This is a genomic window from Streptomyces sp. NPDC041129 (genome assembly GCF_055592265.1).
In genome coordinates this window covers 225,189-245,609 of sequence record NZ_JBVIYV010000011.1, presented here as the reverse complement: position 1 = coordinate 245,609, position 20,421 = coordinate 225,189, and the positions used below count along the sequence as shown (strand labels likewise).

General features: G+C 71.6%; 23 protein-coding genes. 11 read left to right on the top strand and 12 right to left on the bottom strand.

From position 1 onward, the window contains the following. Position 1: 1 nt before the first annotated feature. Positions 2 to 646, top strand: coding sequence for a hypothetical protein (locus ACZ6B1_RS29990; protein WP_468783454.1), 645 nt, complete (start codon positions 2 to 4; stop codon positions 644 to 646). 52 nt (positions 647 to 698) lie between these two features. Here the strand turns inward: ACZ6B1_RS29990 and ACZ6B1_RS29985 are convergent, their stop codons facing one another. Then, positions 699 to 1,307, bottom strand: coding sequence for a TetR/AcrR family transcriptional regulator (locus ACZ6B1_RS29985; protein WP_468783452.1), 609 nt, complete (start codon positions 1,305 to 1,307; stop codon positions 699 to 701). A gap of 181 nt (positions 1,308 to 1,488) precedes the next feature. Here ACZ6B1_RS29985 and ACZ6B1_RS29980 point away from each other — a divergent pair, with 181 nt between their 5' ends. Next, a complete protein-coding gene (locus ACZ6B1_RS29980) occupies positions 1,489 to 2,058 on the top strand; it encodes an ATP-binding protein (RefSeq protein WP_468783450.1) in 570 nt (189 codons plus the stop codon). A 401-nt stretch (positions 2,059 to 2,459) separates the two neighbouring features. Here the strand turns inward: ACZ6B1_RS29980 and ACZ6B1_RS29975 are convergent, their stop codons facing one another. Further along, the gene (locus ACZ6B1_RS29975; RefSeq protein WP_468783448.1) at positions 2,460 to 2,939 is read right to left on the bottom strand and encodes an ATP-binding protein; all 480 of its coding nucleotides are present in this window, start codon (positions 2,937 to 2,939) and stop codon (positions 2,460 to 2,462) included. A 263-nt stretch (positions 2,940 to 3,202) separates the two neighbouring features. On the opposite strand from ACZ6B1_RS29975, the gene ACZ6B1_RS29970 reads away from it, so the two are divergent. Together ACZ6B1_RS29970 and ACZ6B1_RS29965 are read left to right on the top strand one after the other, a co-directional pair. Then, a complete protein-coding gene (locus ACZ6B1_RS29970; protein ID WP_468783446.1) occupies positions 3,203 to 3,634 on the top strand; it encodes a phage holin family protein in 432 nt (143 codons plus the stop codon). Continuing rightward, positions 3,631 to 4,110 carry a DUF3618 domain-containing protein gene (locus ACZ6B1_RS29965; protein WP_468783444.1) on the top strand — a complete coding sequence of 160 codons (480 nt, stop codon included), beginning with the start codon at positions 3,631 to 3,633 and terminating at the stop codon, positions 4,108 to 4,110. The genes ACZ6B1_RS29970 and ACZ6B1_RS29965 overlap by 4 nt, the downstream gene beginning before the upstream one ends. 161 nt (positions 4,111 to 4,271) lie before the next feature. Here the strand turns inward: ACZ6B1_RS29965 and ACZ6B1_RS29960 are convergent, their stop codons facing one another. Both ACZ6B1_RS29960 and ACZ6B1_RS29955 read right to left on the bottom strand, forming a co-directional pair. Next, positions 4,272 to 4,724 carry an RICIN domain-containing protein gene (locus ACZ6B1_RS29960; protein ID WP_468783442.1) on the bottom strand — a complete coding sequence of 151 codons (453 nt, stop codon included), beginning with the start codon at positions 4,722 to 4,724 and terminating at the stop codon, positions 4,272 to 4,274. 320 nt (positions 4,725 to 5,044) lie between these two features. Beyond that, on the bottom strand, positions 5,045 to 5,374 hold the full coding sequence (locus tag ACZ6B1_RS29955; RefSeq protein WP_468783440.1) for a WhiB family transcriptional regulator: 330 nt from the start codon (positions 5,372 to 5,374) through the stop codon (positions 5,045 to 5,047). Positions 5,375 to 5,653: 279 nt separating this feature from the next. On the opposite strand from ACZ6B1_RS29955, the gene ACZ6B1_RS29950 reads away from it, so the two are divergent. Both ACZ6B1_RS29950 and ACZ6B1_RS29945 read left to right on the top strand, forming a co-directional pair. Then, positions 5,654 to 6,580, top strand: a complete 927-nt coding sequence (locus ACZ6B1_RS29950) for an SDR family oxidoreductase (RefSeq protein WP_468783508.1) — start codon at positions 5,654 to 5,656, stop codon at positions 6,578 to 6,580. Positions 6,581 to 6,735: 155 nt separating this feature from the next. After that, positions 6,736 to 8,430, top strand: coding sequence for a RecQ family ATP-dependent DNA helicase (locus ACZ6B1_RS29945; protein WP_468783438.1), 1,695 nt, complete (start codon positions 6,736 to 6,738; stop codon positions 8,428 to 8,430). Here the strand turns inward: ACZ6B1_RS29945 and ACZ6B1_RS29940 are convergent. After that, a complete protein-coding gene (locus ACZ6B1_RS29940) occupies positions 8,352 to 8,885 on the bottom strand; it encodes an STAS domain-containing protein (RefSeq protein WP_468783436.1) in 534 nt (177 codons plus the stop codon). The two genes, ACZ6B1_RS29945 and ACZ6B1_RS29940, sit on opposite strands and share 79 nt — an antisense overlap. A 115-nt stretch (positions 8,886 to 9,000) precedes the next feature. Between ACZ6B1_RS29940 and ACZ6B1_RS29935 the strand changes: the two genes are divergently transcribed. Next, complete coding sequence (locus tag ACZ6B1_RS29935; RefSeq protein WP_358939273.1) at positions 9,001 to 9,330, top strand: helix-turn-helix transcriptional regulator; 330 nt, start codon at positions 9,001 to 9,003, stop codon at positions 9,328 to 9,330. 177 nt (positions 9,331 to 9,507) lie between these two features. Continuing rightward, positions 9,508 to 10,197, top strand: a complete 690-nt coding sequence (locus tag ACZ6B1_RS29930; protein ID WP_468783434.1) for a hypothetical protein — start codon at positions 9,508 to 9,510, stop codon at positions 10,195 to 10,197. Positions 10,198 to 10,279: 82 nt separating this feature from the next. Here ACZ6B1_RS29930 and ACZ6B1_RS29925 read toward each other — a convergent pair whose 3' ends face one another. Further along, a complete protein-coding gene (locus ACZ6B1_RS29925) occupies positions 10,280 to 11,113 on the bottom strand; it encodes an alpha/beta fold hydrolase (protein WP_468783432.1) in 834 nt (277 codons plus the stop codon). A 324-nt stretch (positions 11,114 to 11,437) separates the two neighbouring features. Here ACZ6B1_RS29925 and ACZ6B1_RS29920 point away from each other — a divergent pair, with 324 nt between their 5' ends. Beyond that, on the top strand, positions 11,438 to 11,863 hold the full coding sequence (locus tag ACZ6B1_RS29920) for a DUF6003 family protein (protein WP_468783430.1): 426 nt from the start codon (positions 11,438 to 11,440) through the stop codon (positions 11,861 to 11,863). A 60-nt stretch (positions 11,864 to 11,923) separates the two neighbouring features. Here the strand turns inward: ACZ6B1_RS29920 and ACZ6B1_RS29915 are convergent, their stop codons facing one another. The 4 genes from ACZ6B1_RS29915 to ACZ6B1_RS29900 all read right to left on the bottom strand — a co-directional run bounded on the left by ACZ6B1_RS29915 (position 11,924) and on the right by ACZ6B1_RS29900 (position 15,248). Beyond that, complete coding sequence (locus ACZ6B1_RS29915) at positions 11,924 to 12,316, bottom strand: DUF2267 domain-containing protein (RefSeq protein WP_468783428.1); 393 nt, start codon at positions 12,314 to 12,316, stop codon at positions 11,924 to 11,926. A gap of 110 nt (positions 12,317 to 12,426) precedes the next feature. Continuing rightward, on the bottom strand, positions 12,427 to 12,924 hold the full coding sequence (locus ACZ6B1_RS29910) for a hemerythrin domain-containing protein (RefSeq protein WP_468783426.1): 498 nt from the start codon (positions 12,922 to 12,924) through the stop codon (positions 12,427 to 12,429). Positions 12,925 to 12,990: 66 nt separating this feature from the next. Continuing rightward, positions 12,991 to 13,635 (bottom strand): lytic transglycosylase domain-containing protein, encoded by a 645-nt coding sequence (locus ACZ6B1_RS29905; protein ID WP_468783424.1) that lies wholly within the window; start codon positions 13,633 to 13,635, stop codon positions 12,991 to 12,993. Positions 13,636 to 13,832: 197 nt separating this feature from the next. Continuing rightward, positions 13,833 to 15,248: an MFS transporter gene (locus tag ACZ6B1_RS29900; RefSeq protein ID WP_468783422.1), complete on the bottom strand. Its 1,416-nt coding sequence runs from the start codon at positions 15,246 to 15,248 to the stop codon at positions 13,833 to 13,835. 260 nt (positions 15,249 to 15,508) lie between these two features. On the opposite strand from ACZ6B1_RS29900, the gene ACZ6B1_RS29895 reads away from it, so the two are divergent. Beyond that, positions 15,509 to 16,432: an amidohydrolase family protein gene (locus ACZ6B1_RS29895; protein WP_468783506.1), complete on the top strand. Its 924-nt coding sequence runs from the start codon at positions 15,509 to 15,511 to the stop codon at positions 16,430 to 16,432. A gap of 172 nt (positions 16,433 to 16,604) precedes the next feature. Further along, entirely contained in the window at positions 16,605 to 18,686 is a 2,082-nt protein-coding gene (locus tag ACZ6B1_RS29890) for a SpoIIE family protein phosphatase (protein WP_468783420.1), read from the top strand. Positions 18,687 to 18,779: 93 nt separating this feature from the next. Here ACZ6B1_RS29890 and ACZ6B1_RS29885 read toward each other — a convergent pair whose 3' ends face one another. Together ACZ6B1_RS29885 and ACZ6B1_RS29880 are read right to left on the bottom strand one after the other, a co-directional pair. Beyond that, complete coding sequence (locus tag ACZ6B1_RS29885; RefSeq protein WP_468783418.1) at positions 18,780 to 19,724, bottom strand: DMT family transporter; 945 nt, start codon at positions 19,722 to 19,724, stop codon at positions 18,780 to 18,782. Between the two features lie 44 nt (positions 19,725 to 19,768). Beyond that, on the bottom strand, positions 19,769 to 20,374 hold the full coding sequence (locus ACZ6B1_RS29880) for a TetR/AcrR family transcriptional regulator (protein WP_468783416.1): 606 nt from the start codon (positions 20,372 to 20,374) through the stop codon (positions 19,769 to 19,771). Between the last annotated feature and the right edge of the window lie 47 nt (positions 20,375 to 20,421).

Sequence of the window (20,421 nt, the reverse complement as noted above, 5' to 3'; positions counted from 1 at the left end):
CATGAACGAAATCGACGCCAGGCGCCTGACGGGCCTCGCGGGCATCGCCACCGCGGCCGCCCTCATCGTCGAAGTACCCCTGTACTTCATCTACTCCGGCCCGCCACCGGACTCCAACGTCCTGGCCAGGCTGCTGATCGGCATCCTCGCGCTGGCGTTCCTGATCGTGTTCGTCACCGCCTTCCGTGAGCTCGTCAAGAGGGCGAACCCCGCCTGCGAATGGGCCGGCACATTGGCCTTCGCCGCCGGACTCGTCTACGCGACGATCACCCTGGTCTCCAGCGGGCTTGAGGCCGGCGCTGTCATCGCCACCGACCACCCCGTCGACCCGACCATCACGGTCGACGGCACCTACATCCTGTACGGATCGATCGGCCGCCTCATGCTCGCGCTCTTCCTGACCGCCGTGGGCTACGGGATCTCCCGGGCGAACCTGCTGCCGCGGTGGACCGGCCGCTCCGCCTTCGTACTGGCGGGGGTCAACCTGGCCTTCGTGCCGTCCCTGTTCTTCGGCAACGCCCCCGCACACTTCTACGCGGCGAACGGCTGGGGGACCACCGCCCTGATGGGCGCGATCCTCAGCTACTGGATGCTCGCCCTGGGTATCTCCATCCGCCGCAGCGCGGCGCGGCGGCCACCCCGCTGATCGCGCACCGGCTGTGCACGGCCGGATTCAGGCCGTGCCGGCTGGGCACGGCCTATCCACCCGCACCTCCCTCGTGCCACCCGGGTTCCAGGCTGTCGAGAAGAGCGTGGAAGGCCCGGTCGGCACGGTCCCAGTGGCCGTCTGCCAGCGGGGCCAGCAACAGGCCGAAGGAGGCGTCCGTCAGGAGGGTGGCCTGTGTCCGGGCCCGGTCCCGGGTCATGCCCAGGTCCTGGAAGACGGGCGTCAGCAGGTCGGTCCATGAGGTGAGGACGTCGCACATGACCGAGCCGTAGCGGTCGGGGTGCAGGAGACCGACGCTCATGATCTCGAGGTAGAGGGGAAGCGCGGCGCGTACGTCAGGGGTCCTGAACTGCCGCCACACCTCGTTCATGAAGCGGCGCAGGGCTGCGGGGTCCTCGGGCGAGCCGGCCGATTCCAGCAGTTCGCGGGCGCGCAGGAGGGGGCGGCGCTCGTAGTCGGCCAGTGCCTCGGCGACCATCCGCTCCTTGGTGCCGAAGTAGTAGAGGAGCATGCGGTCACTGGTGCCCAGCGCCTGCGCCAGAGGGCGTAGGGAGAGGTTCGCGAGACCGTTGCGCAGCACGTAGTCGCGGACCCGGTCGAGGAGCTCACTTCGTTTGGCCGTGTCCGGTGGGCGGGGCATGACGGCTCCTGGAGTGCGGGGCGATCCCTCGCCTGTCCGATATGAGATCTTTTGTACAGGTCTTTACTGTAGCAGCCATTACGTGTATATTTTTTGATGTAGCAGCCGCTACATGTTTGCGCCTGGCGCGTCCAGCACGCTCTCCGGCAAACCACTCGCTCCCGGAAAGGACTGATTCCCCATGGCCGTCCTGGCCATCGGCCTCCCCGTAGCCGCTCGCCGCAGGAGGCGCTTCTCGCGCGCCGCCGCAAGCGCCTGGGCCGTCAGGCATCGGGCCCTGTGGTCCCGCACGCTGGCACCGTTGCGGCCGCTGGACGCACCCCGTGGACGCGCCACCGCCTGGGACGCCTCCTGGCCCCTGAAGCAGGAACTGGCCTCCGTACGCCGAGCCCGGCACCTGGTCACGGCGCAGCTGGCCGACTGGGCCGTACCCGACCTCGGCGACACCGCCGAGCTCCTGGTCAGTGAAGTCGTCACCAACGCCCTGCGGCACACCCGCGGTCCACTCAGGCTCAACCTGCGCCTGAGTGACTCCCGGTTGCTCTGCGAGGTCGAGGACACCGAGTCCGCCGGCCCCGTGCGCAACATCGCCGGCCCGGACGCGGAGGGCGGCCGTGGAACCGAACTGCTGGACCTGCTCGCCGACCGCTGGGGCAGCGTACGTACGGCCACCGGCAAGAGCGTCTGGTTCCAGCTGCACCGCGCGGACGGCTCCGCCGGGTCAGAGCGAGTGCCGGTGGCACCCTGGTGACGGCGCGCAGCGAAAAGGCCCACCCCGCGCATCGATCAGATGCCGGTGCCGGGCGTCCGCCGCTCGATGGTCGCCCGCGCGTCCGCACGGGCCGCCAGTTCCAGCAGTTCGCCGACCGACCACTGGTCGTAGGCGTGCTCGCCGGCATCCGGCGCGGAACTGCAGGTGGATCAGCCGGTCGGGGTCGGGAACCGCGAAGTGGTCCCCCGAGACGGCATGTGGACACCGGCCTGCCGGACTCCGGCGCGTCGTGGCGCGACCAGGTCGAGGTCATGTCACGGCGCCTGCGCGACGCCGTGGGCGCCCACCGGGAGGTCATCCCCCTCACCGTGGTCCACCGGCACCACTCCCCCACCGGCAGAACTGCTGTACCGGCCTGACCCGAGGCCCGGCCGGCCGCTCTACCGGGGCGGGCGTCCCGAGACCGCACCGCCGGGGTCGTCGATCAGAGCGATGCGCGCCGTGATGCGTTTGCCGCCCGGCTCCCGCTGCGCTTCGAAGCCCTGGGCGACGGCCATGACGATCTCCAGTCCGTGCTGGCCCACCCGGTCGGCGGCCGCGGCCCTGGCCATGGGCAGCTCCGGGGCGGAGTCCCACACCACGACCTCGACCATGTCGCCGACGACGCGCAGGTCCAGCAGTACCGGGCCGGGGGCGTACTTACGGGCGTTGGTGACCAGTTCGCTGACCACGAGTTGGGTGAGGTCCATGGCCCGCTGTGAGACCGGCAGCCCGTCTTCGGTCCGGACCCGGGTGAGGAAGTCGGCGGCCAGGTGGCGGGCCTGAGCTATGTCGGTGCCGTCCCCGTCCAGGGCTACCGTGGTCTGTGCGACCCGTGCGCCCGGCGTGACGCCGTCCTCGCCCACGGGCAATGATTCCATCGCGGCCATCTTCTGTACCCCGTTCGTCCCTCGCGCGTATACCCGCGTCGATAAGGAGTGACGCCGGATACCCCTGTTCCGGATCCGTCTCGCCATGGCATCGGCCGCCGTAGCACCGTGATCGGCCCGGTCGCCGCTCGCGTACGCGGCGACAGAGCGAGATCGGTGTCCTGAACTGGTCCGTTCGGGGTACCCGCGCGCTCAAGGGAGGCGCCGCTGTGCGTTTTCCGCAGGACGGAGTCAGCACGGAGGAGGTGATCGCCTTGTCGACCAGTACGCAGCCGCGTCAGGGCCCGGGCCATGAGACGGCGGGGTCGGAGCCCGTGGGCGAGCTCGTGCAGCGCGCCTCACAGCAGTTGACGGAGCTGGTGCGCGGCGAACTGCGCCTGGCGCAGGCTGAGGTGAAGGAGAAGGGCAGGAAGTACGGCAAGGGCGGCGGGCTGTTCGGCGGCGCCGGCCTGGTCGGGTTCCTGATGCTTCAGGCCCTGGTGGCCACCGCGATCGCCGCCCTGGCGGTGGCGCTGCCGGTGTGGGCCGCAGGGCTCATCGTGACCGCGGTCCTCGCGGTGATCGTGGCGGTGATGGCGCTGACCGGGAAGAAGGAGTTCGCCGAGGCCGCGCCGCCCGCGCCCGAGGCGACGATCGAGAACGTGAAGGCCGACGTGGCCGAGATCAAGGAGAGTGCGCACCGATGACCCAGCCGCCTCACGACGAGCCGACCGCCGAGACCCCCGAAGAGCTGCGCGAGCAGGTGGAGCACACTCGCCAGGAACTCGGAGAGACAGTGGAGGCGCTCGCGGCCAGGACCGACGTCAAAACCCGTACCAAGGAGAAGGCCGCTGAGGTCAGGGACCAAGCGGTCGTCAAGGCGGGTGAGTTGAAGCAGCAGGCGGTGCTCAGGGCCGAGCAGGCCAGGACCGCGGCTGCTCAGGCGGCGTCGCGTGTGCAGGACAAGCTGCCCGACCCGGTCAGGGAACAGGCCGCACAGGTGGCCGGGCAGGCACGGGTGAAGGCGGCGCAGGCCGGCCAGGTCTGGGAGAAGAAGGTGCCCGAGCCGGTGCGGGCCAGTACGGCCCAGGGCGCGCGGATGGCGCGTGACAACCGCGGGCTGGTGCTCGCCGCCGCCGGAGCGGCCGCCGTGCTGTGGCTGATGTGCCGCCGGAAGGGATGACACGGTGAAGCCATCCCCGATCACCTGCAAGCCGGTCGGTCTCTTGCTGGGCGCCGTCGGCGGGATGCCGGCCGGTGGCCTGTTCCTGACCGGCACCTGGCCGGACTGACCTGCGACGAGGAGGCGGGGCCGGTGAGTTGTGCCGGCCCCGCCCGCGAGGCTCAGGAAAACCTGAGGGACCAGCGTTGCGAGGGTCCTCCGGTGCAGGTCGCGGTCGAGACGCGGTCGTTCGCCATCCGCGCGAGGCACTTGCGGCTGACCATGTTCCTGATCAGCGCGGGCTTGGTCTCGTCGATCTGCCACAGCGCCGCATCGTCGGCAGCGGCACAGGGCTTCATGGTCAACTGGTCACTGCGCAGCGTGAGGCACAGTCTGGTCGCCTGCTGCCGCAACGCGGTGTACTCGAAGTCGTCGTTCCAGTACCACCTTTGGTAAGAGGTACCATTGCAGTTGAAGACGTACGGACCGTAGTCGGCCCGGAAGTCCAGGCACGGCTTGTCCGTGGCCTGATTCACGAAGTTGGACAGCACCGGCACGGCGTTCGCCGGTGCACCGCTCAGGCTCACCGCGAGCACCGCGCCCGCTCCCACGGCCGCCAGCCTTGTCAAAAGCATGGGTCCCCCTTTGTGTCGAAGCTCCTCGAGGATGGTAGGCCCCGCCGTGGCCACGGCCCCTCATCCACACGGAATGGGCACTCGATCGGGCGGCGCACCAGACGCACGCGTCGCAACCGCGCCAGAAGGTCACCCGTCCGAGGGAGGGCACCCGTGCGCCCGCCGGGAGGTGCGGCCAGGTCCGCGCCCCGCGATGGTGCAAGCGCTGTGCCCCATCACCGGGACACGACCCGGAGTGTACGCAAGACGAAGGCGTGGCCACGTTCCGGCCCGGCAAGGCGGCTGACGTGCTCGGCGCCTGTTGAGGCAGCGGCGCGGCGTCAGCCGGCTCTTCCGAGCGAGCCCTGCGTGGGGTCGCGCGGCCGGCGTTCCGCGCGGCCGACGGAGTCCCGCGAGGCCCGACGGATGGCGCGGCGCTGGGCGGCCGTCGTCGCACCCCAGATGCCGTCGTCCTCCCCCTTGTCGATCGCCCATGTGCGGCAGGCGATGATCACGGGGCACCGACGGCATATGGCCCGTGCCAGGGACGCTTCGGCACCGGGGGTGGAGAAGTCGGCGAGCGGGAAGAAGACCTCGGGGTCCTCGCCGACGCATGCGGCCTGGTCACGCCAGTCGGAGCGCTCCGGACGCGGGTGAAGAAAGCCGGTCATGGGTCACCTCTGCTCGGCCCGGCTGCGGGCAGTCCGGGTGGTGGCTGCGGCGCGTCAGCTGCGCCGCAGGCCCGGCAGAGGTTCGGTCCAGCGTAATAGTGGATGCCCGGTTTGCGGTAGTAGCTACTGGACACTTGCCACACAACCACTGCGATGAAGCCGGCATGCCCGCCGCCGAACGGATGCATCGGAGCGGACCCGGCCACCTCTACCGGGTATGTGAGCCGGGACGGCGCCATCCGTCTGCGCCTGTGGAAACGAGGGCTGGAATTGCGTGAGATCTTCGCGGCTGCCGGGCACCGCCCAGGTGCCGGCGCACCGCTGCGCGGGCGGGTCGCGGTCGTGACCGGGGCCGCACGGGGCGTGGGCGAGGCCCTGGCGCGGCGCCTGTCCGACGACGGGATGAGCGTGGCCCTGCTCGGGCGCGAGAAGGAGACCCTGTGCCGCGCGGCCGGCTCCTTGCCGAACCGGACCATGTGCGTCGAGGCCGATGTCACCGACCGCGCCGCGCTCGAGAGCGCCGCCAGTCGGGTGGAGAGGGAGCTGGGCCCGGCGAGCGTGGTGGTCGCCAACGCCGGGATCGCGGCCGGTGGCCCGTTCGCCGATACTCCGGCGGACCTGTGGGAGCGGGTCATCGACGTGAACCTCGTCGGCGCCGCCAACACCGCCAGAGTCTTCCTCGCCCAACTGGCGCGCACCCGCGGCTACTTCCTGCAGATCGCCTCCACGGCCGCCTTCGGCTCCGCTCCCATGATGAGCGCCTACTGCGCCTCCAAGGCCGGTGCGGAATCGTTCGCCCTGGCGCTGCGCGGCGAGGTCGAACCCGATCACATCGGCGTGGGTGTCGCCTACCTGCACTGGACCGGAACCGACATGGTCGCCGGCATCGACGATCACCCGGTTCTGAGTGCCCTGCGCCGCAATCAGCCGCACTTCGCGCGCCGCGTCCACACCGCCGAGCAGGTCGCCGAATGGCTCGCCTCCGGCATCGCCCGCCGCGCCCCGTACGTCTACGCGCCACCGTGGCTGCGCTGGTGCCAGCCGCTGCGGCCGTTCTTCCCGGCGGTCGTCGCCCGGATCACCCGACGCGAGCTTCGGCGCCACTCCCCCTCCGAGCTGGCGGCCGATCTCGCCGTCCTGGGCGCCGGTGGCCGCGCCGACTGGAACGCCTACCGGTCCGCCGACCGCCCTCCTGGTCCGCCGTAGGGCTGAACGCAGAGGGCGGACGGTGCGGCCGGACCTCGATGTCGTGACCCTGCCCGGTCGCCGCGCCGCGTTTGCGGGGAACGCACCAGGTGACCCGGAGCAGCGCCGCGTCGAGCGGCGCACGATGGATCGCCGGACGGGACGGGCTCCGCGCCATGACCGATGAAGGACGACGCACGGGCAGACGGTCGACCCGGCGTCTGCGGGAGACGGCAGCCGAGGTGTTCGGCTGGGACGAGCTGCGTCCGGAGCAGCTCACCGCCATGCGGTGGGTGCTGGAAGGGCGGGACGCACTCGTCGTCATGCCGACGGGATCCGGCAAGTCCGCCGTGTACCAGGTTCCCGCTCTGCTGCTGCCCCGGCCGGTGGTGGTCGTCTCACCCCTGCTCGCGCTGCAACGGGACCAGATCGCCGGGCTCCCCGGTGGCGACCGCGGCCCGGGCGCCGTGGCCGTGAACTCCGACCTCAGCGCGGCGCAGACCGATGCCGCCTGGGAAGAGGTCCGCGACGGCGCGGTGCGCTACGTCTATCTGTCGCCCGAGCAACTGGCCAACGACCAGGTGGTGCGGCGGCTGGCCGAGGTGCGCCCCAGCCTCTTCGTGGTGGACGAGGCCCAGTGCGTGTCGTCCTGGGGTCACGACTTCCGGCCCGACTACCTGCGCCTCGGCCAGGCGGCACGGCGTCTGGGCCGGCCGCCCGTGCTGGCGCTCACCGCGACCGCCGCGCCTCCGGTACGGCAGGACATCGTCGAACGGCTGGACATGGACCGGCCGCGGCAGCTCGTCACCGGCTTCGACCGCCCCAACATCAGACTCCAGGCATGCCGCCATCTGGACGACGCCGAGCGGCGGCGCGTGGTCGTCGAGGAGGCCGCCGCCGCCGCGAAGCCGGGCATCGTCTACGCGGCGACACGGAAGGACAGCGAGTCGTACGCCGCGGAACTGGCCTCTCTCGGGTTCGCCGCCGAGGCGTACCACGCGGGTATGCGCGCCGCCGAACGCCGACGTGTCCACGAGGCGTTCCTGGCGGGCGAGACGGACGTCGTGGTGGCCACCTCGGCCTTCGGCATGGGGATCGACAAGGAGAACGTACGGTTCGTGCTGCACGCCTCCCTGCCCGGCTCCCTGGACGCCTACTACCAGGAGATCGGGCGCTGCGGCCGCGACGGGCAGCCCGCCCTGGCCGTGCTGCACTACCGCGCCGAGGACACGGGGATGCAGGCGTACTTCAGCGGCCGTACGGTCGGGCCGGAATCCGTGGGGGCGGTCGCACGGGCGGTCCACGACAGCGCCGGCGACCCCCCGGGCCTGGAGGCCCTGCACCGCGAGGTCGGCATGTCCCGCACCCGGGTCACCACGGCCGTGAACCTGCTGGAGGAGGCCGGTGCCGTGGTCACGGACGGCTCGGGCGCCATCCGGCCGGCCCCGGGCATGGAGCCTTCGAGCGCGGTGCGACGGGCCGCGGACGGCGCGGAGGCGCACAAGCGGATGGACCGCTCAAGGGTGGACATGGCCCGGGCGTACGCCGAGGCGACCGGCTGCCGCCGGCGCTTCCTCCTCGGCTACTTCGGCGAGCAGTCCGAGTCGGCGTGCGGCAACTGCGACGTGTGCGACGAGCAGGCGGCCGGCGGCGATGAGGGGGCACGCGACGAGCGGCCCTCGCACGCCGGCTCGTATCCGGCCGGGGCCCCGGTGCGGCACGCCCGCTGGGGCCGCGGCACCGTGCTGAGCGAGGACGGGGACCGCATCACCGTGCTCTTCGACGAGGTCGGCTATCGAACGCTCTCCCTGGACGCCCTGGCCGGCCGGGAACAGTTGCTCACGGTGGTGAGCGGGCCCGGCGAAAAGTGACCGGCGGCCGGGGGACGATCCGGTGCGTCCGGCTGCGACGCCGTCGTCGGGCAGGAGTGCGCGGTGGTGAACAGTTCCCGGGCCCCGACGAGGTCGAGCAGCCGGTCGACGGCCGGGCCGGCGGCACGGATCGTGATGGTCTTGCCCTGGCGGAGGGCCTGCAGTCGCAGGTCCAACAGGACGGTGAGGCCCGCGCAGTCGCAGAAGCCGAGCCTGCTCAGGTCCAGGTCGAGGCCGCAGGCCGAGTCGGCGAGCGCGGTGTGGAGCTGACTGTGCAGATGCCGGCCGGCGTTGAGGTCGAGTTCGCCACGGACGGTCACCCGGGTGCGGCATCCGCTCGATGCGTAGGTGACGACCACCAGGCCGGGCGGCACCGGGCCACGGCCGTCGTCCGCGCCCGCTGAGGCGCAGCTTCGCACCATGAGGGACTTTCCGCGATGGGCCGGCTCGTACATGGCTCCCTCCGTCATCCGCTCGACGCGTTGCTCGAGAACCAAAGTACGTCAGTCGATGCCGGAAATAAAGTACGTGTTTTTGGATGCGTGAAGCCTTGGCCCGTAAACTTGAAACATGGATGGAGTGCCCGAGCCACACAGCGGATGGACGTTCCTGACGAACCATGCCCGCGTACTGGCGGCCATCGCGGACAACCACAACGCCCGCATCCGCGATATCGCCGCCCACTGCCGCCTCACCGAACGCGCGGTACAGAAGATCATCACCGACCTGGAGCAGGACGGATACCTCTCCCACACCCGGCAGGGGCGCAGCAACACCTACCGGATCGACCCCACCAGGGTCCTGCGCCACCCGGCGGAGGCCGGGATCGGGCTGACCGTGGCCTCGCTGCTCTCGCTGCTCGCCCAGGACGAGGCGGACCGAACGGTGAACACTGACTAGACGGGTTCGCTCGGACCACGCGGGAAGGCCCGAGAGGCCTCGGATCCACTGACGGGCCGCGGACAGGCCACGCCTTTCCGCCAAGTTTCCGGTGACGGCCCCGAAGGCGCGTGTCCGGACGTTAGGTTTCGCGTCTGAGACCGCCCAGTGGGCCGACTCCACCGGAAGGAACGGGACTTGCGCACTCGCTACGCCCTCTTCGTGATGCTCGCCGCGGCCGGGCTCGTCGCGATCGGTCCGGCCGCCATGGCCGTCGGGAAGGGCGCGGATCCTGCGGCCCGTTCATGCGGCGCGCTGCGGCTGACGAGTTCGCTGCCGGAACCGCCCCCGGGCATGGCGGTGCGGCAGGACGTCTCGATCGGTGCGGACTGCGCCCCGCGGTTCGGTGCGGTCCGGCTGGTGCCGGTGGACCGGGCCGACAGGAGCGTCGCGGAGGGACGCCGAACCACGGCCGCCACCGCGGCGGAGGGCTCCCACCGCGTCTCGAGCTGGAACGAGATGTACGACTGCTGCAACATCCGGATGACCGGCCTGTACACGACGTCCGACTGGACCACCGACGGCAGCCGGGTCGTCAGCGCCGCAACGGATGTCACCGAGCAGCACAACCGGGAGCCCTGGAACGCCGGTTGGTCCCCGGCATCGGTGACACACGGCACCGACTGCACCGCCGACTGCGCAAACTCCCGCTCCGAGGCGCACGCGGACTTCAGCTACCGGGGCATCTTCGACGCGACCGGGAACTGGTACGCCAACAGCCACCACTCGTACGTCGGCCTCCGCGCCGACGGCACCGCCTCCTGCCGGTTCGAGGTGGTGCTGCGGCACACCTTCGTCGGCTGGAACTGGCGGCACGGCTGCGCCTGAACCGCACCGAACGCTCACGAACCCGCCGGCTCCGACCCGCCCCGCCCGCTGAGGGCGACGCGCCCCCGCCCGTGATCGAGGGTCACGCGGCGACGAGGAAGCCGCCGAGGGCCTCCGCGACCTCGTGCGGCGCCTCGACCTGCGGATAGTGGCCGGCCGCCGGCGGGCCGCCCAGTTCGGTCACTGCCGCGACCGGCATGCGTTCCCTGATACGGGTCAGCACATGGGCCCCGCTGATCGGGTCGGCCGGCCCCCAGACGAACAACGCCGGACCCTCGTAGCTCTCCAGCGCCCGGATCCAGCGGGCCCCGTGGGTGCGCCGCTCGTCGATGTAGCGCAGCAGCCGCGGCGCCAGCAGGTGTCCGCGGTCGCGGGAGACGCTCTCCCACATGGCACGCAGATCGTGGTCCGGTACGGTGCGGCCCAGCACCCGGCGCATCGAGGCGCGGAACCCGCGCTCGGTGACGGCGCGCGCGAGCACCGGGCCGAACGGGCCGTGGAGCAGCCGCTGGACGACGATCGGACGGTGCAGATCGGGGTAGAGGCCTCCGTTCAGCCAGGCCGCCCGGGTGATGCGCCCGGGATTCCGCGCGAGCAGCTCCTGGGCGACGCTCACCCCGTAGTCGTGAGCGACCAGAGCCGTGTCGCCGATGTCCAGGGCGCGCCAGACGTCCTCCACCAGATCGGCCTGTTCCAGTACGGAGTACCGGTGCCGTCGCGGCTTGTCGCTGTGCCCGAAGCCGAGCAGGTCGAACGTGGTGACGCGATGGCCTCGCGCCGCCAGCTCGGGCACGATCAGCGACCAGTCGTGGGACGAGGTGGGGAAGCCGTGGACGAGCGTCACCGGTGGGCCGGCGGCGGGGCCGTCCTGGCGGACGAAGAGCGTGTGCGCGCCCGTGCGCCCGTGAACGGTCATCCGGTCTCCCCCCGCGGCCCACTGAGCGCTGGAGGGCATGGCGGTCCGGGACACTGGCGGTCCTCCCAGGTGATGGCGATGCCGTCGACGAAGCATCGCAGACCGAAGCCGCACTCGTCACGGTGAGGTAGGGCAGCCGCGCACTCCGCCACCCGCGAGAGACGGCCTGTCGCGCTCTGTCCTGGAGGCCGGTCCCTGAAATGCGTACACGCGATCGGCAGGCCAGCCTCCGGAGTGAGTGAGCGATGGCGATGCGGGCACATCGAGTTGGGAGGGGATAGGGATGGGGTCCCTTGCCCAGCTGTTGCGAGAGAGGTGCCGACCATGGCCGACGAGGCCCTGCTGTTCGTTCTCCCGGAGCGTCATCCGCGTCTGGGTGCGGCCTTGTCCGCGGTCGGCGAGTTGGAGTGCGCCGACAGCCCCGCGGTGCTGGGCTGGCTGCACGCCCACGGGATCCCCGCCTCCTCCGAGCACGTCAGGATCCTGCCGGCCGGAGCCGAGGTGCTCATTCCGGAGGAGGCGGAGCGGCTGCCGGTTCCCCTCAGCGAGGAGGAGACACTGCGGGTCGAGCACGCCTGTGCGCCCCGGTCCGTGACGGACTTGGAGTCGGAGCTGCTGACTTTCCGGGACACCACCCAGGACTGGCAGTCGCTGGTCCAGCGTGCTCTCACCGCGGGTATTCCCGCGCCGCGCATCGCGCAGCTCACCGGCCTGGATCCGCAGGACATCGTCCAGGCCGTCGGCGACTGACCGGACGGCCCGCCGCGGAGCGCGCGATCCCTGGGCGGGCAACCGGACCGCCCAGGCCGGTCATCCGGGGTCCGTGCGACCGAACAGGCCCGCGTGACCCGGCGGCAGCTGGGTGAGGACGCGGCGCAGCAGTGCATGGTCCGCCACCTCGGCCAGTGTGGGCAGTACGGCGTCGATCTCGCGTCTGGCCTCGGTGAGGTCCTCGTGACTGCGGTCGGCCACGGCCTCGACGAACGACGCCGGTGTCAGTGGTTCGCTGGCCGGCTCGCTCGCGGTCAGCAGTGCTCCGCAGCCTCCGGGCAGCAGCGCGGCCAGGTCCGTGCGGTCGTCGCCCACCAAATGTGCGCCGAGCACCTCCAGCACGTTCCGCACGGCCCTGGCCCCCTGTTGCGGCCTGTCATAGCCCGCGCGTTCGGTGACCTGGGTGAGGAAGGTGTCCAGGGTCCAGTTCATGACAGCCTCCTGTCGAGGTTCTCTCCGTCGTGGTGCCCTCAGCAGTGGTTCTCTTCTCCGCGGCGACCGGTGCGGCCCGGTCGCCGGGCCCGCACGGAGCCGACGGGACATCACGCGGGTGCGGCGTCGTGGACCATGCGGTGGACGTTGGCGACACTGCCGCACCGTGCCGTCAGCAACTCCGCCTCCATCCGGGCGAAACCGGCGCCGAGCTCCTCCCGGCACTGCCGACTGAGGCTCTGCCGCACCCGGTTGACCAGGGTGCGCTCCTCCGTGTCCGTGTGTCGGGCGGTGACGGCGGCCAACTGCTGGAGCCTCCAGTCCCATTCGACGGAGCCGATCCGGCGGACCTGGAGGAGTGCGAAGAGAACCTTGACGGCTTCCTGGTGCGCGGCCTCGACGTGCTCGACGGTGTCGGCGTCCTCGAAGGACAGCAGAACGGGGTGGACCGAGGCTCTCTCGGCCTCACCGTGCGCGATCATCAGGTGCGCGAAATCGTGGAGCGCGCCCTGGCGGTCGGCCTCCGTGCTGCGCATCAGGCGGAGCAGATCTTCCATCGTCCGGTGATCCTCGAGGATCATCTCGACGACATCCTGAGTCGGCGTCATGGGATGCGCCTCCTTGTCGGAGTGACTTTCACATCCCGTTACCCGCACCCTCACCCAGGATGCCTTCTATGCCCCGTTTGCCTGATTCCGGCTGACCGGCGCCACCGCCGCCGCCTCGGAAGTCCCGGCGCCCCGGCCGGCGAACGACGCGAGGACCTCGGCCGACCGGTGGCGGTTGGCCCGCAGGCGGCGGAGGTAGGACCGGGCCATGGGACCCGGGGGCACGCCTCGGGCGAAGGCCAGCATGTTGCGCTCACCGGCGTTGTAGCCCAGGGCGAGGAGTTCGTCCCGGCGGTAGCGGCGAACATGCCGCTGCGGCAGCCGCCGGTCGAGGTCCCGCAGGTGGAGGGCCGCCGCCCGCACGGCGAAGGCGGGGTCGTCGCGCAGGTCCTTCCATCGGCCCGTCAGGCCGTGCGCCTGCCGCACCTGCTCGAACGTCGCCCGGTGCATGTTGGCGATCCCGAAGGAGGCTTCGGGCTTCCACCAGTGCCACAGCCGCTCCAGCAGCGGGTGGTGCGGCTTGTACGCCTCGTTGTGCAGCACGCCCATCAGCAGCAGCGCGGACACTCCGGCCTCCTCGGCGCTGCGCACGACGAGCGCTGCGTAGTCGCCCGGGTCGTACCCGCCCGGCCGCAGCGGCGGAGTCGGGATGCCGCCCCGGCCGGCCGGCCCGGACGATTCGTCCGACGCCGCGATCGTTTCCCGCGTCATCCCTGCCCACTCTCCCTGGTCTCCTCGACTAATGCGGCATCACGCCTGCCCTGGCTCCGCCGTCGTGACGTCCGCTTGCCCGCGCGGCGGACCCTCAATCCAGCGCGGCGGGCGGGCATACGACGGCCCCCGGCGCCGCTGGGATGCGGGGCCGGGGGCCGCGAGGTGAGGCGTGAGCCCCGGAGGAGGCGTCGGCCCTACGGGGAGACCGCGGAGGAGGCGGCCGTGGCGCTACCGTCGTCCGCCGATGCGGTCTCACCCTCGTCCAGGGAGACGTCCCTGGTCTCCTCGCCCAGGGAGAGCGCGATCAGCGTCAGTACCGCCATGGCGGAGAGGTAGACCCCGACCAGCCAGGGTGAGCCGTCGCCGGCCTGCCACAGCGCCACCGCGATGAACGGGGCGACGGCCGCACCGAGGATCGAGCTGACGTTGTACGAGATGCCGGATCCGGTGTAACGCACGCTCGTCGGGAAGAGCTCGGGCAGGAGCGCGCCCATCGGGCCGAACGTCATACCCATCAGCGTGAAGCCGAGGACGAGCCACAGGACGACGCCCAGCGTGCCGAGGCCGATCAGAGGCACCCAGACCAGCCCGAAGACCGCGATCGCGGCGGTGATCCACATCAGGGTGGTACGCCGGCCGTACTTGTCGGCGAGCGGGCCGGAGACCAGGGTGAACACGGCGAAGAACACCACGCCGAAGATCATCATCAGGACGAACGTGGTGTAGCTGTAGCCCAGCCCGGGCACGGCGGCGTCCTCGGGGGTGCGGCCGTAGCTGAGGGAGAACGTTGTCATCAGGTAGAAGAGCACGTACGTGGCCAGCATGAAGAAGGTGCCGAGGATGAGCTGCCTCCAGTGGCCGCGGACCACCGTGGCCAGCGGCAGCTTGCGCACCTTCCCCGCCTCGCGGGTCCTGTCGAACACCGCTGACTCGGCGAGCCGCGAGCGCACCCACAGACCGATGGCGACCATCACGGCGGAGAACAGGAACGGGATGCGCCAGCCCCAGCTCAGGAAGGCGTCGGAGGGCTGCGTGGGGTCGGTTCCGGTCGCGGACGGGAGCAGGGCTCCGATGATCAGGAACAGACCGTTGCCGATGATGAAGCCCAGCGGGGCCCCCAGCTGCGGGAAGGTGCCGTACAGGGCGCGCTTGCCGCGGGGCGCGTTCTCGGTCGCGACCAGCGCGGCACCGCTCCACTCGCCGCCGAGCGCGAAGCCCTGCGCGAGCCGCATGAGGACGAGCAGCGCGGTGGCGATCCAGCCGGCCTGGGCGTAGGTGGGGAGCACGCCGATGAGCAGCGTGGCGAGGCCCATCGTCAGCAGCGAGACCACGAGTGTCCGTTTGCGGCCGAGGCGGTCGCCGAGGTGTCCGAAGAAGATGGCGCCGATCGGGCGGGCGACCATCGCGGCGCCGAAGACCGCGAAGGACGACAGCAGCGCCGTGGCCGGGTCGCCGCCCGGGAAGAAGAGGGAGGGGAAGACCAGGACGGCGGCGGTCGCGTAGACGTAGAAGTCGTAGAACTCGATCGTCGTGCCGATGAGGCTGGCGATGAGGACGCGGGACCGCGGATTGACGGGTGTCCTGGCGGAGCCGGTGGCTGGTGCGGGCATTGCTCGGTCTTTCGCGCGCGAGGTGGAGATCGGTTGCCGAAGGCCCGCGTCCCGCACGCATCCCCTCGCCGAAAGACCGTGCGAACTGTACGGGCGATGCAAACGATCTCACTCGTCTTGCTTTCTGAAAAGCAAGTACCACGATGTGAGATCTCATGAAACCCGGCCGTGCCCGCGTGACCTGACGGTTCGGGTCGTGGCAGGGGGGTGGACCCGCACCGTCGGCAGGGCCGATCGTGGGCGGCATGAGTGATCACCACATGCCACCCGCCGCGCCCGGTTCGCGAGAATCCACCGGGAGCGCCGAGGCGGACGAGGCCGGGGAAGTGCGCCGTTTCTGGGTCCGGCTCGGTCTTCCCGGGCTGATCGACGTCCACACGCACTTCATGCCCGAGCGTGTCCTGCACAAGGTCTGGGACTACTTCGACACACAGGGACCGCTGACGGCCGGCCTCGAGTGGCCGATCGCCTACCGGAGGGCGGAGGAGGAACGGACCTCCCTGCTGCGGGAGTTCGGTGTCCGGGCCTTCACGGCCATGCTCTATCCGCACAAGCCCGGCATGGCCCGGTGGCTGAACGCCTGGGCGGCCGACTTCGCCCGCCGCACCCCCGACTGTCTGCACACCGCCACACTCTTTCCCGAGCCGGGCGTCGAGACCTACGTCCGTGAGGCCGTCGAGGCGGGCGCCCGCGTGTTCAAGGCGCATGTACAGGTCGGGGCGTACGACCCGGCCGACGCCCTGCTCCAGCCGGCCTGGGGGGTGCTGGCCGAGGCCGGGGTTCCCGTGGTGATCCACTGCGGTTCCGGACCCGCGCCGGGCGAGTACACCGGTCCCGGGCCGATCGCGCGGGTACTGGCGCGGCATCCCGGGCTCCGGCTGATCGTCGCGCACCTGGGAATGCCCGAGTACGAGGAGTTCCTCGGTCTCGCCGAGCGGTACGAGCAGGTTCGGCTGGACACGACGATGGCGTTCACCGACTTCACCGAGGAGCTCATGCCTTTCCCGCGCCGGGCCCTGCCCCGGCTCGCCCGGCTCGGCGAGCGCGTTCTGCTCGGCTCCGACTTCCCCAACATCCCCTACACGTACACGCACCAGTTGCACGCCCTGGAGCGGCTGGATCTCGGCGAGGAGTGGCTGCGGGCGGTGTGCCACGACAACGCGGCGAAGCTGTTCGGGCTGTGAGCATGATGGATATGCCGTGGTCGCTCCGTGACGCGAGGGCCGTCCCCCGCCTCGGTCCCGGTGGGTGGCGTTCGCCGCCGCACCGTCGGCGGCGCGGTGGAGAGGGCGGCGAGCCTGCTCACGTGCTCTGCTGAACGGGGTGCCTCCGCGGCGAGGGAAGGGAGCGAGGCCGATGAGCCGAGCCGAGCAGCGCCCGCAGTGGGCGACGGACCGCGCGGAGAGTTCCGTCGCGGAGCCGAGCGGGTTGCTGGACCTGCTGGGTGTCGCGGCGGTGCTGGTGGAGGCCGACGGCCGGATCGACATGTGGAGCCCGCAGGCCGAGGAACTGTTCGGCTACACCGGGGAGGAGGCGGTCGGGCAGTACGCGGCCCCGCTGCTCCTGCACCCCGAGCACCGCGACGCGGCGATCACCCTCTTCGCCGAGGTGATGGAGTCCGGACGGGGCTGGGCGGGGGCCTTCCCCGTCCGGCACAAGGACGGCCGTACCCGGATGGTGGAATTCCGCAACATGCGGCTGACGGACAACCTGGGTGATCACTACGCCCTGGGGCTCGCCACCGACCGGGCCACGCTGCGGCAGGTGGAACGCAAGGTGGCCCTGTCCACCCGGCTGGTCACCCAGGCCCCGGTCGGGCTGTCCGTCCTGGACAACGACCTGCGGTACCTGGCGGTCAACCCCGCGATGGCCCAGATGCACGGGCTGCCCGAGGCCGAGCACGTCGGCCGGAGGTTCCGGGACGTCCTGCCCGGTGATCCGTTCCGGAGTGCCGAGTCCGCGATGCGGGAGGTCCTGGCGACCGGCGTGCCCATGGTGGACCGGCAGGTGGTGGGCCGTACCGCGGCCGACCCGGACCACGACCACGCCTGGGCGGTCTCGCTCTACCGGCTGGAGGACACGCACGGGCACGTGCTGGGCATCGCCAACGTGGTCATCGACGTCACCGACCGCTACGAGGCCGCCCGGAGAGCCGACCGGGCGCAGCAGCGGCTGCGGCTGATGGCGAACGGTTCGGCTCGCATCGGCACGACCCTGGAGGTGGAGCGGACGGCGCGGGAACTGGCCGACGTCGTGGTGCCGGGCCTCGCCGACATGGTCGCCGTGGACCTCCTGGACTCGGTCCTGCAGACCGGCCGGGCGGAACTGGGCGAGGGTCCCGCCCAGTTCCGCGCCATGGCGGTCAAGACCGCCTATCCCACGGACGCCGCCGAGGCGATCGTTCCGCCCGGCTGCCTCACCACGTACCACGCCGACCACCCGGCGGCCCACTGCGTCCGCACCCGTAAGCCCCTGCTGATCACCCATGTGGACAGCGGCGGCCACGACCGCATCGCCGCCGACTCCGAGAAGGCCGGCCTGCTGGCCCGGGCCGGTGTGCACACCGACATGGCCATCCCGCTCATCGCACGCGACAACGTCATCGGCGTCATGGGCCTGGCCCGCGCCCGTAACCCCCAGCCGTTCGACGACGACGATCTCGCCCTGGCCTGCGAACTCGCCTCCACCGCCGCGCTGAGCATCGACAACGCCGTCCTGCACGAGCACATCCGCAGCGCCGCCGAGACCCTCCAGCGCAGCCTGCTCCCGCGGCTCCCGTCCCGCCATCCCGGCCTGGAGGTGGCCGCGCGCTACCGGCCCGCCCAGGCCTTCAACCAGGTGGGCGGCGACTGGTACGACGTGATCCCCCTCGACGGCGACCGAACCGTCCTCACGGTGGGCGACGTCATGGGCAGCGGCATCGACGCCGCCACCACCATGGGCCGCCTGCGCACCGCCACCTCCACCCTCGCCGATCTGGACCTCGACCCCGCCCGCGTCCTCACCCACCTCGACAGGATCACCCTGGGGCTCGACCCGTACATCGCGACCTGCCTCTACGCCGTCTACGACCCCCGGCGCACCCGGATCCGCCTGGCCTCCGCCGGACACCTGCCCCCGGTCCTGATCCGGGCCGGGCGGCCGCCCGCACTGCTGGACCTGCCCACCGGACTTCCGCTGGGGGTGGGCGGTGCCCCGTTCGACACCACGACCCTCACCCTGGAGCCCGGCGACCAACTGGTGCTCTACACCGACGGCCTGATCGAGACCCGCGACGACGCCATCGACGAACGTCTCGACGCCCTGCTGCGCCTGCTGGCGGAGCCGGGCCGCACCGTGGAGGAGACCTGCGACCGGCTCCTGCGGCGGCTGCGGCATTCGACCGGCCACGACGACGTGGCCCTGCTCATCGCCCGCGCCCTGCCTCTCACGCCGTAGCCCGGCACCCGGGCGGCGCGGCGCGACCCGGATGCGTCGGGTCGGGGAGCGTCCGGATGCCCGGCCTCCGTGCACCTCCGGGTTCTCGGCCGGTCAGCCCTCGGCCGCGTGCGCCTGCGCAGGCACGGGGGCGTCGCCCGGGTGTGTCACCTCCTCCCGCGCCAGGGCGCCGGCGCCTGTCGGCGCGGTGAGGACGGCGAGGCACAGGATGACGAGCGCGATGCCGGTCCAGCCGGCCACGGGGAGGCGTTCGCCGACGACCAGGACGGCGAGGACGGCGGCGACGGCCGGTTCGAGCAGGGACAGGGTGGTGGCCGTGCTGGCCGGCACATGCGCGAGCCCCCAGCCGAACAGGACGTAGCCGGCGAACATCGGGACCAGTGCCATGTAGACACCGACGGCCGCGTTGGGCCACGAGTCCACGAGCGGGCCGCCGGTCGCCAGCAGGACGGGGACCAGGAGCAGGCCGCCGAGGCCGAACACGGCGCCCATCGCCGCACGCGAGGGGATCCCGCTGGTGATCAGCCGGTGCGCGGCCCAGGAGTACAGGGCGTAGGTCGCGGCGGCGACGAGTCCCAGGCCGACCCCGAGCAGCATGCCGGCCACGGAGTGCCGTCCCGCGCCGTCGGAGGCGTGAGCGGCTTCCGCGACGCACAGCAGGACGGTGCCGAGCAGACCGAGGAAGGCGGCGAGCATCCAGCGGCGCGTGAGACGGCGACGGTCCACGACCCGCTCGATCACCGCCGAGGCCAGCGGGGCGGTGCCGATCGACACCACGGTGCCCACGGCGACGCCGGCCAGCCGCATGGAGCTGTAGAAGGCCAGGGGGTAGACGGACACCGAGACGGCGCCGAGCAGTACGGTCCCGCGCCGGGCGAGCAGGCGCGGCGCGTCACGGACGGTCGGCCGCGCTGCGGCGAGCGCCTGGAGGAGCCCGCCGAGCCCCATCGCGACGGCGCCGATGGCCAGTGGGCCGACCTCCGGAGCGAAGGTGGCGGCCGTTCCCGTCGTGCCCCACAGCACGGAGGCAGCCAGCACGCACAGCGCCCCCGTCCCTGCGGACCGGCCGCGGTCGACGCCCTTCACAGCCGGTCCAGCAGGCCGGCCGCGAGCGCGCGGGCGTGCCGCAGACGCTCGTCGTTCCCCTCCAGGCCGGCGCGGGCCATCGCGCCCTCCAGGAGGAACGACAGGTGCTCTGCCGTCGCGCGCGCCTCGTCGGGGCGGCCGGGGAGCAGCTCGTCCAGGTGCCCGGCGATCAGTCGCTCGACCTCCTCCTTGTGGGCGCGGACCACGGCCCGGCCCTCGTCCCCGGCGGGGAACTCGGCGGCGGCGTTCAGCAGACCGCAGCCGCGGAAGCCCCGCTCGTAGGCGAACGCGGCGTGGTCCGCGTACGCGTCGAACACCGCGAGGACCCCGTCCCGCGGCCCCTGGGCCGCCTCCAGCCGCGCCCGGTAGAGACCGAGCCATTCCTCGTGCCGGGCGTCGAGATAGGCGCGGACCAGCTCGGCCTTGGAGGAGAAGTTGTTGTACAGGCTCATCTTCGCGACGCCGGCCTCGGCGGTGATCGTGTCGATACCGGTCGCCGCCACACCGTCGGCGTAGAAGCGTCGGGCCGCCGCCTCCAGCAGCCGCTCCCGGGCCGGACGCCGCCTTCCGCGGGCTGTCGTACTCATGTCGGTCTCGCCCATCGCCATCCAGACTAGGTAGGTAGGTCTACCTAGAATAGGCGATGTGC

What these genes read in the sequence shown, in the direction of transcription:
- ACZ6B1_RS29915 (WP_468783428.1), bottom strand. Translation starts at nt 12,316, where the DNA reads ATGAACTGGACCCTGGACACCTTCCTCACCCAGGTCACCGAACGCGCG.
- ACZ6B1_RS29960 (WP_468783442.1), bottom strand. Translation starts at nt 4,724, where the DNA reads ATGCTTTTGACAAGGCTGGCGGCCGTGGGAGCGGGCGCGGTGCTCGCG.
- ACZ6B1_RS29975 (WP_468783448.1), bottom strand. Translation starts at nt 2,939, where the DNA reads ATGGAATCATTGCCCGTGGGCGAGGACGGCGTCACGCCGGGCGCACGG.
- ACZ6B1_RS29955 (WP_468783440.1), bottom strand. Translation starts at nt 5,374, where the DNA reads ATGACCGGCTTTCTTCACCCGCGTCCGGAGCGCTCCGACTGGCGTGAC.
- ACZ6B1_RS29980 (WP_468783450.1), top strand. Translation starts at nt 1,489, where the DNA reads ATGGCCGTCCTGGCCATCGGCCTCCCCGTAGCCGCTCGCCGCAGGAGG.
- ACZ6B1_RS29935 (WP_358939273.1), top strand. Translation starts at nt 9,001, where the DNA reads ATGGATGGAGTGCCCGAGCCACACAGCGGATGGACGTTCCTGACGAAC.
- ACZ6B1_RS29965 (WP_468783444.1), top strand. Translation starts at nt 3,631, where the DNA reads ATGACCCAGCCGCCTCACGACGAGCCGACCGCCGAGACCCCCGAAGAG.
- ACZ6B1_RS29920 (WP_468783430.1), top strand. Translation starts at nt 11,438, where the DNA reads ATGGCCGACGAGGCCCTGCTGTTCGTTCTCCCGGAGCGTCATCCGCGT.
- ACZ6B1_RS29985 (WP_468783452.1), bottom strand. Translation starts at nt 1,307, where the DNA reads ATGCCCCGCCCACCGGACACGGCCAAACGAAGTGAGCTCCTCGACCGG.
- ACZ6B1_RS29890 (WP_468783420.1), top strand. Translation starts at nt 16,605, where the DNA reads ATGAGCCGAGCCGAGCAGCGCCCGCAGTGGGCGACGGACCGCGCGGAG.
- ACZ6B1_RS29910 (WP_468783426.1), bottom strand. Translation starts at nt 12,924, where the DNA reads ATGACGCCGACTCAGGATGTCGTCGAGATGATCCTCGAGGATCACCGG.
- ACZ6B1_RS29900 (WP_468783422.1), bottom strand. Translation starts at nt 15,248, where the DNA reads ATGCCCGCACCAGCCACCGGCTCCGCCAGGACACCCGTCAATCCGCGG.
- ACZ6B1_RS29990 (WP_468783454.1), top strand. Translation starts at nt 2, where the DNA reads ATGAACGAAATCGACGCCAGGCGCCTGACGGGCCTCGCGGGCATCGCC.
- ACZ6B1_RS29925 (WP_468783432.1), bottom strand. Translation starts at nt 11,113, where the DNA reads ATGACCGTTCACGGGCGCACGGGCGCGCACACGCTCTTCGTCCGCCAG.
- ACZ6B1_RS29895 (WP_468783506.1), top strand. Translation starts at nt 15,509, where the DNA reads ATGCCACCCGCCGCGCCCGGTTCGCGAGAATCCACCGGGAGCGCCGAG.
- ACZ6B1_RS29905 (WP_468783424.1), bottom strand. Translation starts at nt 13,635, where the DNA reads ATGACGCGGGAAACGATCGCGGCGTCGGACGAATCGTCCGGGCCGGCC.
- ACZ6B1_RS29945 (WP_468783438.1), top strand. Translation starts at nt 6,736, where the DNA reads ATGACCGATGAAGGACGACGCACGGGCAGACGGTCGACCCGGCGTCTG.
- ACZ6B1_RS29880 (WP_468783416.1), bottom strand. Translation starts at nt 20,374, where the DNA reads ATGGGCGAGACCGACATGAGTACGACAGCCCGCGGAAGGCGGCGTCCG.
- ACZ6B1_RS29940 (WP_468783436.1), bottom strand. Translation starts at nt 8,885, where the DNA reads ATGTACGAGCCGGCCCATCGCGGAAAGTCCCTCATGGTGCGAAGCTGC.